The sequence below is a fragment of the Rhizobacter terrae genome, from assembly GCF_003852895.1.
GTDB classification, from domain to species: domain Bacteria; phylum Pseudomonadota; class Gammaproteobacteria; order Burkholderiales; family Burkholderiaceae_C; genus Albitalea; species Albitalea terrae.
On the sequence record NZ_QUSW01000005.1, the window covers coordinates 230,937 to 244,452 of the forward strand.

Genomic DNA, 13,516 nt, shown 5'->3' on the forward strand with positions numbered 1-13,516 from the left:
TTTGCAGCGTCCACTTTCCGCTACCGGGACGCATGGATGTGCAACTACTATTTCGTCTTCTGCCAAAACGGAACCTCGACATTTCGCAGTGTGTCACTGCCAGACAGAGATAGGCTGACATCGATCCAGTCGTAGAGCGCAGGCGAACCAAAGGCGCCCTGTGCATGAGATCCAGCCGACGGTTGGATGGCTCCATCGTGCCAAAAGGCCGCCGCACGGTCGGTGATTGCGTCGACGTCAGGGAAGAATTTCCAGAGGCTACTAAAGTTCGCCTCGGCCGGAGCGGCGATGGCCTTCTGGATTGCTGACCGGAACGTGTCTTCATCGCAAGGAGGCTTCTGATATCCACTACTTCGAATTTCGGTGATCGGAGGTAAACCATATGAGGCAAGGAGAGTTGATTCCGTCTTCTGCCAATCAACAGACTCAATCAGCGGTAGGTAGGCAACGAGTTGCAGGGGTACCGGCATAGTCTGAGGCCTAGGTTTTCCTTCCAGCATGTTGTATGGGTCTATGTCCGCTATCACTACCGCTTGGTCATGTCCGCTCAAAGCATCCTTGCCGTCGTTGTAGTAAATGCCCTTTGACCAACCGTGATACGGCGTGATTGAAGCGACGCATCCCGGTTCCAAGCGCGCAGTCTTCCAACTACCTCTACCTACGAAGCAGCTTCCGCCGGCAAGATCCTTCCCGATGCCATTGCAAAACACAGAAGTTGTGCCGGCGGCCAACTGACATGCCTGACCGGCGATCCAGTAGTCGGCACTTCGAGATGTGGCCGCTGGTATGGCCAGAATCGATCGACGAACTTGCTTTCCGTCACCAGTAATAGAGAGATGCTTTGCCAACACCTTGAGGTCTCTCTCAACTTCGTCGGCAGAAGCGCTTCCGCTAAAACGCTTGTGCATATCTACATAGTCCTCGGCCATGTGTAGATAGTTTGCTGGGCTAGACACCAAAAAGACTTCTGAGCAAATAAGTTCAAGAACGTGCTTTAGCGGAAGACGAGTGTTTGAGAGAAGAGCGATGATGGAGCTCACCGTTGGCATCAAGCCTGTTTCATCCTGAAGCTGCTTCGCAAGATCTTCTGGCTTGAATAGTGGGCTGAGTGGCCCAGTCAACGGCTGAATCAGCTCGTTCAGCGCTATGGACCTGTACTTCTTTTGCCGAGTGAGTTCAAGAACCAAACCCCGCAGGAATGCGTCCTGGCTATCCCTTCGATCCCGGACCTGTTGGTTGCTCGGCAAAGCCAGAAGTTGCGTGACCTCCTTTGGCACTGGCCACAAGAGGGTTAGTTGGGCGGCCAAATTATGAGACGGAGGATCCTTTCGGAACTCCATGTATGTACCGGCGAGAACAGAAACATTCTTGTTCGCCAAGAAGGCCTTCAACCATTCAACCGTTTCTCTACGGACTGAATACTCAGGCAAGACTAGAAGGTCAACATTGAAGGCCTCGCAACAATCAACAACTCGCTCAAGGATCCGACGGCGCCGGTGCTCCGCCCAGCTCGGCATCTGTGGCGACTCGGAGTTCTCACCCTTCCAGTTGTGTTCAGAACCGGATCGTACCGTTGCACTCGCAAGCATTTCGTAGAGTGCTTTCGGCTCCAGCTTCTCAGTCAGGGCATTCTTTGCTTCCTTGCTGACTGGCCATCTAGATGGACAGACTTCCATCATGGGGTGAAGGTAAGTGATGTCCAGTGACATCTGCAATAGGGCGACACGAACGTGTGCCTCCCGCTTGCTCTCTTTCGAACGAGTTTGCCAACTTTCGCGTTGGTGGTTTCTGAATGAGCGGATATCAATCGCCGACGGCGGCCGAGGCAAATCTATGGGCCAATCCCCAGCGACACGATCGTTCGCTCCTGTATCGGGAGGCAGTGTTTGCGGTGCCCCGATCGGTGCAAGGTGGTCAGGCGTGTGGGCGCCCTCATCTGTGTCCCCTAGGTTTGCCGTGGCGGCCGGGCGGTCAGTTTTTCCCTGAATTCGTGTGTTTGAAGCCTCGCCGCTATCGACGTTGGGCGCTCCTTGCGCGGGGGTGTCATCGGACCTTGTCGGCTCCTGGACCTTGTCATCGCTGATGGCTTCGCCAGATACTTTGCTCTCAGTTGCAATTTTCCCAATCGCGATCGAGGCGAATGGCTCGCCAAGCGCGGACACTGACAGCAATCGACCAGAACTTCGGTCATAGACCTCTGACCAGATCCTCAGCACACGCCCATCAAGGACCACTTCCTCTACGTGCTTCGCGTTTCGTGGGAACTGCGAGATCATCCACGGGGTGACTTCCCAGTGGCCGTTGCGGGAATCCACAAACCGCCGAGTCTGCGCGTTATAGCCGTATGACGACTCCTTAGCCAAGACCACCTCGAAGCCCAATTCGGCGTCGAGTTGACGAACGAGCGCAGTCGTCAACTCAAGCAGGTCGAGGTCAAGCAGATTCAGTGATTCATTGCTGACGCATTCAAAGGGCCAATCTAGCACTTCGCCAGATCGTTCATACGAATACTCCGCTTGAGCAATTCTCTTAACGATGGTCTCGAGCAAACTGTACACATCGTCCGAGAGACGGCTTAGCGAGTTGACCTCTCGACGAAGTCGATGCCCAAGATGCCGAACGACTGATCGCAGTTGCTCCAACAATCCCACTCGGTTTCGCTGGAGTCTGGCGTCTTCAGCAGTATCGGCAGCGTCTGGGGCAGAGTCTGAGTCGCCACGACCAAGTGCAGCAACATTCCACTCTGCGGGAAAGTCAAAAGTGAAATTGGCCTCAAAGCTGCCGTGGCTGCGCATGGACGCGACCACACCCTCAAGTGCAGCAGATACCCCGGCACAAACGGTTCCGGCACGAAGGGCCCGCCAAGCAGGCTCCTGAGATAGTGCTGCGGTGCCGCTCAGCGCGTGTACTTGCCTCGAAAAGCAGAGCACCCCCCAGAGATCACGCCGAACCCCAAGTAAGTCACCAGCGTCAACCGCCAGGTCCTTCGAGATCGAGAGTGGCAAACGTGCGACAAGTCTACTAGCCAATTCCTTCAGAAACACTGCAGTATCCGTGCAGCCCCATCGCTCTCGAAACGACAGGAACATTGCCGCTGACTCGGCTTCGATCGCCAGCACGTGAGCAACCTGCAAGATGGCGGACGCGGAGTCATCCGGAAAATCTTCCAATAGCCTAAGTGAACGTTCTATGCTCGATGGCAACTCGGTGGCTGAGGCTTGCCTCTTGCTGATCCTGGAGTCAGCAAATGCGCCACGAAGCTTTCGCATCTGTGCGCGAAGCACATATCGTGCAGGATTACTCAGTGCCGCCGCATCGAGAGTTACTTCGGTCTCCGCGTCGCTGAACTTGGCAACGTCGTCATGTAATCCAATGAAGTCACTGACGGCCGCGCCGACGCGCCAGAGATCTGCTTCGTAGATGGGAACTTCAATCGTCCGAAGTGCACGTCCACCATCTCGAACGAAGGCACGATTGCCTAGCTCCGCGCGCGATACACCTTCACCAATTACATAGTAATTTTGCCCGTTGGAACTCTGTGCGAGGTGGGGCCACGCCGGAACAAGTTCTAGTTCGCTGTGCTCACGCGCGAAGGACCGAACAGCCGCAACGATCGCTCGATACAGGCTGGCGGCAGACCGGAGAGTCCCTACGACCAAAGACTGACCCGTTGATTCCGTCGATGCGCGCAAACGAAGGAAATCCTCGGGCGAGAGCGTTCCTTCAAGTCGACGCAACAGCCCTCCAGTTGACTCCATGTCGTGCCGTGTCCAACTCAACGCCAAGGGGCGCGGAATTGCCTGGGAGTCGGCGCCCACGAACACAGGGAGGTCCTGGCCAGCGTCATTCAGTTCGATTGCCTCCAGACCGCGCGCAAGTACGTTGCCGTTCGTTGACTCATCGCTGAGACAGGAAAAAAGACGCTTTACACGGATGCCTGGAAGTGGGGGGAGAAAGAGCCGTGCTGTCGAGTGAACTGAAGCAGTCAGCGCTAACAAGTGGTGACGCTTGCTGAAGCAGGCGAGGACCTCGGTCCGAGGCACAACGCTAGCCAGTGTCTGCAATGCAATAGCGGCCGTGGCTGTTGTTGCTTGATCAGAGACCCCACTCGGCTCGCCCGACGGAAGTTGTCGATCTGGTTGGTCGGGAAGTAAGTCCTGAAACAGGCGAGCTGCAACGCTGTAGTTGAGGTTGCGAGCAACAAGATTCTTGAACGGCTGGACAAACGGTTTGAGAGGATCTTCATCAGAAGCCGTCGAGGAAGCCAGAAGCGCTACTGCCTCGTGCATCCACTCGAAAGGTTGCCAGACATGGACCAACCGAGCACGCTCAGCTTCGGACCGAGTGGCAGGTGCGTTGCTCTGACCGGTGGCACGTCGGGCCTTCCAGGCCAAGAGTTGGAATCTTGTTTCGCGCTGGTGCTCTGGCCCGGACAAATTGTCACCGAAGGGGGTACTAAACCTCGGCTCAAGGACCAGACTGGCCAGCAATGCGATCCTGTTGCGTCGAGTGACGTTCTCTTCAGCATTCAGTTCGTGAACGTCGCGGGTCTTTGTGTCGAGCAATTGCTCAAGCCCTTCGAGTCCAAACAACAGCGGTGATTCCCACGAGTGCTTCTCTGGGAGGAGACGCCACGACGTTCCCTGCACACACTCACTCCACAGCGTCAGGTATCGAGTCCACGCTGCAGCAGCGTCGACTCGGTCTACATCATTTTCGTGTTCGCTGGCGATCGCGTACCACAAAAGTCGTGCGGCTTTGGGCAATTCTGACGGTCTAAGGTCTGGAGCTTGAAATGCGGTTTTGACTGTCTGAAGGATGGTCGCGACGGGCGCCTTGTATAGCTCCACGTTGTGCAGCAACTGCAGCGCGGACTGCCGGTCAGTGGTCGGGGCAACGGACCAAAAGTCCCATCCGGACTCGCCATCGCCGATGAGCGGGGGCTCCCACGCAGGACCTGACGCAGCCAAGGCACGGCCGTGGTTTATGTAGACCGAGAATTCCTCTGCACTCATCGCGGGGATCTCGTCGGCTTTGGCCAGGAGCGTCAATTCAAGCGCCCGTGCATGCCGATCAATCGACTCGCGCATCTCGTTTAGAGCTGCTGGACTGTCTGCCAGTAGGACGATGTCATCGACATACCGGGCGTACCCAACACGGGTCTTTTCCGTGTTAAGTCGTTCAATGATTCTGTTAGCTTCTTGGTCTAGCGGAAACAAGGCGATCGAGCCGATCCATGCGGAAAGAACAGGCCCTTGCGGTATCCCGCGCGTCGGATCTGACCCCTCTACGACACCCGTGTCCGGCCGCCTGTAGGCGACGCCGAAGAGTTGCTCGTCCAATCTTTCGAGAACGGCCGTCGCCTTCTCAGCCGCACTAGGCGTGGCTACCTGCATTCCCAGCAACTCTGCAAACCCGGGAGTGTCACCAGTCACGGACTCGATAGCGTGCTTCAGGTGGGCCTGCAAGCTGTCACGCACAACATACCGGCGTAGGCGGTCGTAGTAGCGCTTCACGTCAAGCCGGACGGCGTATACATACCCGATCTCAGAAACTTGCCGCGAGACCGACTTCATGAAGTCAAGCCAACACTCATGAAAGGGCCGGTACATCCCCTGGGACGAAGCAGGCTGCCTGCCCTCTACAACATCCATGTCAATCTGATACGCGAAGCTCAGGGTTCGAGTGCTCAGTTCACCCCAGTTGCCCTTCCCATCAGAGTCAAAGCCGGTGGTGACTGTCCGCCTCTCCTCCCTGTAGTAGCGGATCGCTGGGATGCTTCTACTGAACGTCGAATCGGAATATGCGCTGTGATCCCAGCGTTCGGTAAGGATCTCGTTGAGCAGGTATTGCTGGATCGTGAGATCCTCTGGCCTCGGCATCATCTTGAGCCTTGGCTGTGACCCTCCAAAGCTTCTAGGAACCCAAACCGCGTCATAGGCCCCCAACGGATCGGCTTCCTGACTTAACAAGCGCTCAACAAGAAGGGCATTGAATGCCGTTGCGGCGACGTCGAGACGCTCCCAACGTGGCTCATCGCAAGGAAGTTCACCTCGCTTCGATCCCATGTAGGCAAGTAGCCGGGCGTGATTGAGTCGAGCTTGAGCATCGTTCAGAAACTCTCCAGACAACGACCCATGCGCTTCCGCTTTGGCTTCGGCCAGGTGAGCCGCCCAGTCTCTCAAGGCTTGAACGCTGGTTCGAGTTTCCTCGATCTGCTCGCCGATCGAAACCAACGATGCAGCATTTCTACCCGCCACTCGCCTCAGCTGCGCAGATGCCCGTGTGAAGGCACGCATTCTTCGTGAGCGAGGCGCGGCGGACCAGATTGAGTCATTCAGCGTGTCGTCTGCGGTAGTTCCAAACGCAAATGCCAGGATCGCTAGTGGCGCGTCATAGCTAGACCGCTCCAATAGTTCGTTGACCGATTCGGGCGACAGTCCTGCTAGGTAGTCGTTGGGATCCTTGGCATGCTCGCCATATACACCGACATCGCTCAGTGTGGCGTCGGTAGGCCAACAGAACTTGCAGTCAAGACCTGCGGCCAGCAGCCTGAGGCAAGCGTCGGCGGCGCCCCTAAGGCCTGCTTCGTCTCGGTCGAAGCAAACATTCACCGTTACTGTAGTTCCTTGACCGGGCAAGCTGTCGCACAAGACCTTAATCAATTGCGTTTGCTGCTCGCTCAGGGCGCTTCCCATGACGGCTACGGCATCGAGCCCAGCACCCTCAAATCTGAGGGCGTCAAGGAAGCCTTCGCACAGGAAGAGCGTCTGTTCTTTCTTGCCTTGCTTGGCGCCTTCTCGTAGCCGTCCAAAGGCTTGCTCTGCGCGATAGAGTACCCGTGTCTTTGGGAAGCCGCGAGTGAATTGGTACTTCGGACTGGTTGACCCGACGGAGTCGCCTAGTGACCGGGCTCCGAGGCCGACCAACAGCTTCTTGTCGTCGTATAGGGGAAAGACGATGCGCTCGCCAATGAAGAAGTCACCATAGCTGGTAGATGAGCCGTCCCCTGCGTTCAGAGGCAGATGCAATGCCGTGGCAACGCCAGGAAACAGCCGCCTGACCAGATGGGCATCCTCCAGCAATCCGGCTCGCTCACGCTTTCGCGATCTGTCCTTCTCCGCATCAAGGCGCCCTGACAAGAAATTGCTGGTTGCATGGGCGAAGCTGGCTCGGCGGATGATGGTTGGGTCAAGGTTCCGCTCCACTATCCACTCGTTAAGGCGTTCTGCACTGGAGCCGCGAAGGTACATGCGTAGTGCCAACTCAAGGCCCGAGCCGTCGTCTGATCCAATATCAGCCGGAGGGCGGGGGGCGTTCGTAGGTTCGCTCGATGAAGCAATTGCAAAGCCGCGTGACAGCCACTCCACGGCCTCTTTGAAGCCGACGTTGAGACGGGCCTTGATCAGATCGATTGCATCGCCATGCGCACCACATGCGAAGCAGTGAAAGTGTTGTCGGCTTCGGTCTCGGTTTGAGTCGATGAGCAACGACGGCGTCTTGTCATCATGGAATGGGCACAAGGCCTTGGCCTTCGTGCCGGTCTCAGCACTAAGCTCCATACCAAGGCGCTTCGCAACTTCGTCGATCGAGACGCTAGCAAGGAGCTTGTCGTAGTCGATTCTTGGCACGTTCTTCCTTCCCTGTTTGGCGTGTTGAACGCGCTCTGTTTGAATCGAGGCGCGAAGCGCTTCGAGCGTCTCGGAGGCCACGGGGGCCAAGGCGCCTAGACTGGCTTGATACCTGCTAGTTTGCCTCCGCCAAGCCCCGTGGAGCAAGCTTCATCGATCCATGCGCCCGGTAGGTCGAGGTGCCTAGTCAACTAGCGATTTTCGATTTCCATTTCGCCGCCGCTCGCGAAAGGACGAAACCAGGAATGCAAAACGTGTGGTGCCTGCTTTGCGGGACACGGAGCCCATGGTCAGCATGGGCATCCGATGTGCCGAACTTCAACTCAGGTGGCGTTCCTCGACCGACCAAGTACCGAACCGGCCATGACGGCCCCCACCGTCAACACACTCGCCACCAGCAGTTCAGGCAAAGGCAGCCGTCCATCGCCGGCGAATATCAGACCGAACAGGGTCAGCACGGCGGCAAGGGCGGCGCCGAGTCGGAGCTCATTCCTCCGGGCGATGCGTGCGCAGACCCACCCGCCCAGGAACGAGGCCGCCGTTCCGATCACCACGCCCACGAGGCCGATGGTCGTTGTCATCGAGTGCTGGTCGCGCAAGGCCGAGGTGATCTGTTCGTGGCTGAGGCCTTGTTTGCCCAGGACGAACGCATAGCTGAAGCCAAGAATCGCTCCCCCCACCACCGTGGCCACCATGTCCACGAGGAAGCCCAGTCCGATGGCCTTGATGGGAGAACCCGGCGGGCGAGGGACGTCCTTCAATTCGGCGGCTGGCGGGATGTAGGGGTTGTTCTGCATGGATCGATAGAGGGGTTCGGTGAGGCTTGCTCGTCGTTCGCTTTCAGGGCCGATGGACTGGCGCCGCCTTCTTGCCGCGCGATGCTTTCAGCTCATCGATGCGTGAGGAACTCACATTCGCCGACGCCGCCTGATTGTCCGCCGACAGCCCCTTGCCAACCGCGCTCTTGCCGCCCGAAGCAAAGTAATGCTCCAGGTTCTTCGCCACCTGCGTCCGTACAAACTCCGCCGCATGTGCCGGGTCGCGAATGTCCCGCGTTCGCAAGGTGTTCCTGTTCTCCGGATGCGGATCAAGATGCACCGACCCATCCAACATCTCCCGCTGCATCGAGTCAATGCTCGACGGCTGCACCGGCACCGTGAGGTCGGGCGTGTTGGTCCGCCAGACGAGCCCGGCGGTCTGCGTGAGGTACTTCTTCGTCAGCTTGGCGGCTTGCGCATCGCGCTGGGTCAGGAAGTCGCCAAGTCCAAACGCCTCGATCACCGACCCTGGAATGCTGGAATGGCTGTAGACGGTGGAATCCACCTGCGGCTTGAACCACGGCGACACCAGGATGCAGGGCACGCGCAGCCCCAGCCGCTTGAAATCGAACGGCACCAGGAAGGGCTGGTCCATGCGGCCCGCAATGCCATCGGGTGACACCGTGGCCGGCGGCTGCACGTGGTCGTAGTAGCCGCCGTGCTCATCCCAAACCACGATGAACAAGGTCTTCTTCCAAACGTCCTGATGCGAACGCAGTGCGCTGTAGACGTCGGCCACGAGCTTCTCGGCCGGGCGCACGTCCTGCGGCGCGTGCATGCTGTTGACCGCTTGTGTGGGCGTCGAGAGGAACGCCGGTGTGATGAACGAGTAGGTGGCCAGCTGGTCGGCGGCCACGTCGTTGAGGAAGTTCGTCTCGAAGCGGACGTTGTTCGCGACCGTCTTCTTGAGGTTGGGATACAGCTCCAGCACGTCGTTGTTGTCGTGGTAGTAGACGCGCCAGCTCTTGCCGGCCGTGGCGTTGATGCGGTCGTACAGCGTCTTGCAGGTGAACTTGGGTTTCCAGTCCGCGTTGTAGGTGTAGCCCTGCGAAGTGGCTGCGTGCACGAAGGCCCGGTTGGGCATGGTCGGGCCCGGCACATCGGCGAACCAGTGGTCGCACAGCACGAAATTCTTGGCCAGGGTGGACAGCACCGGCAACTGCACCGGGTCGAAGACGTTCATGACCTGCTGGATCTCGCTGTCGACCGGATCGCGCTTCAGGTCGTACTGCAGCGAGGTCTTGAACGAGGCGGCGAAGCCGCTGAGGTCGGCTTTCGACGCCGCCACGCTGGCCGGCTGGCTGGCCTTGCCGAAGAGCTGTTCGTTGACTTGCTTGAGCGAGTGCGATGGGCCTTCGCCCACCGAGGTGAAGTCACCGCCGCGCCTCGACCTGAAGGCCTTGGAGGTCTTGTCGCCCGGGGTGAGGTAGTTGACGGCGCCCTTGGCGGGCAGGCCTTCGCCGATGCCCAGGTAGCCGAACAGATGGTCGAACGACCGGTTCTCCAGCATCAGCACGACGACGTGCTCGAAGAGCAGTGACATGGCTTCCTCCGCCCGAAAGCTGTGCATAGGAAGCCATGCCGGGAGTCTGTGTCCCGCTGTGCCTGGCGTCCTCCCTTTGACGGCCGGTGGACCGTCGGGCGGACGATAGCGCCGCACGCGGCGATTTGCAATGCCGGCCGGGTGGCGAAGCGGCTACGCGCGCAGGTGGCGTTCCTTGTCCACCGGCGCTGGTTCAGGCACGTCGGCCATCTTGCCGTCCAGCCATCCGGACACCAGCAGCAATGCAATCCCGAGCACGGACAGCAGCAGGGTGAGGCCTGGATCACCATCGCCGGTGCGCAGCCAGAGGTTGACGAAGTACAAGGCCACCACCATGAGGTTGATGCCCGCGTGGATCAACGCCGTGCAATGGAGGCCGCCCTTGAGCAACAGCATGTCGACGAGGCCGGGGCCGGCCACGACCAGTGCCATCGCGAGGCCGGCGGCCATGGTGTACAGCGCCAGCACCGGCCAATGGGAATTTGGGCTGCCAGTGGCGTGCGCCACGTCGCACATCAAGGACATCAGCCACAGCCCGAAGGGCATGGCGGCCAGCATCGGGTGAATCGGATGCGTCTCGATGTTGGCCGGCGTTTCCAAATGCAGTCTCCGCAAGTCGTGGATGCGCTGGAAGCAGCAATCCGTGTTCCCTGCACGGCACGTGTCAGCCGGTTGCCGTCAACTGCTCACTGAGGTGATCGATGAACACCCGCGTCTTCGGCGCCAGGTGCCGGCTCGAATTCCAGATGGCGCGGTACTGCCCGTCCACGAATGCCTCGCGGCCGAGCACGATGCGCAGCCGGCCGTCGGCCAGTGCATCGCGGGCGAGGAAGTCCGGCATGCAGGCCAGCCCCAAGCCGCGCAGGCAGGCGCCGAGCACGGCTTCCATGTTGTTGAAGGCCAGCACGGTCTTCGGATGAACCTGTCCGTCGGCCAGCATCGGCCAGTCCAGCAGCTTGCCGGTGTTCGGATGCCGGAACCGGATGGCCGAATGCGCCGGCAAGTCCGCCATGCCGGCCGGCTCGCCGTGCCGCGAGAGGTAGTCGGGTGAGGCGCACAGCTGCAGCCTGAAGGCCTGCAGCGGCCGCGACACCAGCCGCGAATCCGGCAGTTCGCCGCTGCGGATGGCCACGTCGATGCCTTCTTCGATGAGGTCCACGCTGCGGTCGGTGAAATGCACGTCCAGTTCGACGTCCGGGTAGCGGGCCATGAAGTCCGGGATCATCGGAAGCAGGAAATGGTGGCCCACGATGGGCGCGCTGACGCGCAGCCTGCCGCGGGGTGCATCCGAGGCCTGCGAGAGCAGGGCATGCGCGTCTTCCAGTTCGTCGAGGATGCGCCGGCAGCGCTCGTGGAACTGCTGCCCTTCGGCCGTGAGGCGGATGCTGCGCGTGCTGCGCTGGAGCAGCCGCACGCCGAGTTCGTCTTCCAGCCGCGTCACGCTCTTGCCCACGGCCGATGCGGAGATCTCCAATGCACGGCCCGCTGCCGCGAAGCTGCCGAGGTCGGCCGTCTTCACGAAGGCCAGCATGCCCGTGAGCTTGTCCATGAATGCGTCGATTGCAGCGTTTCGTTCCGCAATGAACGGAACACGAGGGCCTGTCTTGCAGGCGCGGGCTAGTTTAGCCTTCGGGTCCTCAACCGCCGTTCGGATTTCAATGCCCCTGGCCTTCGTCATCGCCCATCCCGTCGAACACCGCGAGACGATCCTGCGGCTGAATGTCGAGTACCTGGACTGGGTCCGCGAGGGCATCGTCCGCATGTTCGGCTCGCACGCGCTCACGTCGTTTCACACCTCGGTGCAGGAGGATGCATCGGCCACCCTTGAGAAACTGTGCCGGGCGGATGCGCCGGAGGGCGTGTTCTACCTCCTCGAATTGCAGGACCAGCCCGTGGGCATGTGTGCCTTGCGCCGGTTGCACGGCGACGTGGCGGAGTTCAAGCGTGTGTACATCCGCCAGGCCTTTCGCGGCATGGGCCTGGGCCGGGTCGTGCTGCAGCGGCTGCTGTCGGACGCTCGGGCCTTGGGCTGCCGCACCGTGTGCCTGGACACCGCCGAGTTCATGCATGCCGCCCGACGGCTGTACCTGGCCCATGGTTTCGTCGATTGCCTGCCGCACGGCGATGTCGAGGTGCCGCGCGCATTCCACCACCGCTGGCATTTCATGCAGCGTTCGGTCTGACCGGCGCGGCGTCTTCCATGAACTCACAGGCATTGCGTCTGCAGTACGGACTCGCCGGCTCGCTGCTGGTCCTGCCCTTGCTGCTTCAGCTCCTGGGTGACCACTGGGTCCGCACAGCCGACACCTGCCTGCTCTACGTCATGCTGGCGCTGGGGCTGAACGTGGTGGTGGGCTGCGCGGGCCTGCTGGACCTGGGCTACGTCGCCTTCTATGCACTGGGTGCCTACCTGTTCGCGTTGCTGGCCTCGCCGCACCTCACCGAGCACTTCAGCTGGATCGCCGCGATGTTCCCTGCCGGATTGCATGCGCCGTGGTGGATGGTCATCCCGCTGGGAGCGTTGCTGGCCGCGGGCCTGGGTGTACTGCTGGGGGCGCCCACCCTCAAGCTGCGCGGCGACTACCTCGCGATGGTGACGCTGGGCTTCGGCGAGATCGTGCGCATCCTCATCGTCAACATGGGGCATCCGGTCAACATCACCGATGGGTCCAAGGGCCTCGGGCAACTCGACCCGATCCGCGTCTTCGGGCTGGACCTCAGCCGGCCGCTGCACCTCGGGCCCTGGCAGTTGGCGCCGGTCACGCTGCACTACTACCTGTTTCTCTCGCTGGTGGGCCTCACGGTGCTCGTGTGCCACCGGCTGCAGCATTCACGCATCGGCCGTGCGTGGATGGCCATGCGCGACGACGAACTGGCGGCCGAAGCCATGGGCATTCCACTGCGCGACATGAAGCTGCTGGCGTTCGCCGTCGGTGCCAGCTTCGGCGGCATCACGGGCGCGATGTTCGGCAGCTTCCAGGGCTTCATCTCGCCCGAGGCCTTCAGCCTGCAGGAATCGGTGCTGATCCTTGCGATGGTGGTGTTCGGCGGCATCGGTCACATCCCCGGCGTGGTGCTGGGGGCCGTGCTGCTCACGGCCCTGCCGGAACTGCTGCGCTATGTGGTGGTGCCGCTGCAGGCGGCCACCGATGGAAGGATCGACGCCGGCATGCTGCGGCCCTTGCTGATCGCGATGGCGATGATCCTCACCATGCTGTGGCGCACGCAGGGCCTGTGGCCGGCGCCATCGAGGGCCTAGGGTGACGGGCCTGCACCGTCAACTTCCAGCGCATCGATTTGCGCCACCACCGCATCACGCACCACTTCCTCCGCGACGGACGCGATGCCGGGCGACGACAGCGGGATGGACCCGTCCAGCCGCCACTCGCCATCGGCGCCGTTCCTCACCGTCGCGCTCCAGGTGATGGCATGGGTGTCCACGTCGTAGTCGGCGTGGTAGGTGTAGACCTGCGAGGTCGCGGCGTGCTCGTGCCTGGTTTCCCCGATCTGCATCCTGGCCTCCG

The 13,516-nt window shown here is 60.4% G+C and carries 8 protein-coding genes; 2 read left to right on the forward strand and 6 right to left on the reverse strand.

Translation table 11 applies throughout. The annotated features are described in order from the left end of the window. Nucleotides 1-47: 47 nt before the first annotated feature. The 5 genes from DZC73_RS18705 to DZC73_RS18725 form a co-directional block, all read right to left on the reverse strand. A complete protein-coding gene (locus DZC73_RS18705; protein WP_161974642.1) occupies nt 48-7,712 on the reverse strand; it encodes a CHC2 zinc finger domain-containing protein in 7,665 nt (2,554 codons plus the stop codon). A 242-nt stretch (nt 7,713-7,954) separates the two neighbouring features. Beyond that, the gene (locus DZC73_RS18710) at nt 7,955-8,428 is read right to left on the reverse strand and encodes an MFS transporter (protein ID WP_124541886.1); all 474 of its coding nucleotides are present in this window, start codon (nt 8,426-8,428) and stop codon (nt 7,955-7,957) included. Between the two features lie 43 nt (nt 8,429-8,471). Beyond that, on the reverse strand, nt 8,472-9,992 hold the full coding sequence (locus tag DZC73_RS18715) for an alkaline phosphatase family protein (RefSeq protein ID WP_161974643.1): 1,521 nt from the start codon (nt 9,990-9,992) through the stop codon (nt 8,472-8,474). 153 nt (nt 9,993-10,145) lie between these two features. Continuing rightward, nucleotides 10,146-10,592: a DUF2231 domain-containing protein gene (locus DZC73_RS18720; protein ID WP_124541888.1), complete on the reverse strand. Its 447-nt coding sequence runs from the start codon at nt 10,590-10,592 to the stop codon at nt 10,146-10,148. 64 nt (nt 10,593-10,656) lie between these two features. Further along, nucleotides 10,657-11,541, reverse strand: a complete 885-nt coding sequence (locus tag DZC73_RS18725) for a LysR substrate-binding domain-containing protein (RefSeq protein WP_124541889.1) — start codon at nt 11,539-11,541, stop codon at nt 10,657-10,659. Nucleotides 11,542-11,650: 109 nt separating this feature from the next. Here DZC73_RS18725 and DZC73_RS18730 point away from each other — a divergent pair, with 109 nt between their 5' ends. Next, nucleotides 11,651-12,175, forward strand: a complete 525-nt coding sequence (locus tag DZC73_RS18730) for a GNAT family N-acetyltransferase (protein WP_161974644.1) — start codon at nt 11,651-11,653, stop codon at nt 12,173-12,175. A gap of 17 nt (nt 12,176-12,192) precedes the next feature. Next, nucleotides 12,193-13,251, forward strand: a complete 1,059-nt coding sequence (locus DZC73_RS18735; protein WP_124541891.1) for an ABC transporter permease subunit — start codon at nt 12,193-12,195, stop codon at nt 13,249-13,251. Here the strand turns inward: DZC73_RS18735 and DZC73_RS18740 are convergent. Further along, nucleotides 13,248-13,505 carry a hypothetical protein gene (locus DZC73_RS18740; protein ID WP_124541892.1) on the reverse strand — a complete coding sequence of 86 codons (258 nt, stop codon included), beginning with the start codon at nt 13,503-13,505 and terminating at the stop codon, nt 13,248-13,250. The two genes, DZC73_RS18735 and DZC73_RS18740, sit on opposite strands and share 4 nt — an antisense overlap. Nucleotides 13,506-13,516 lie beyond the last annotated feature (11 nt).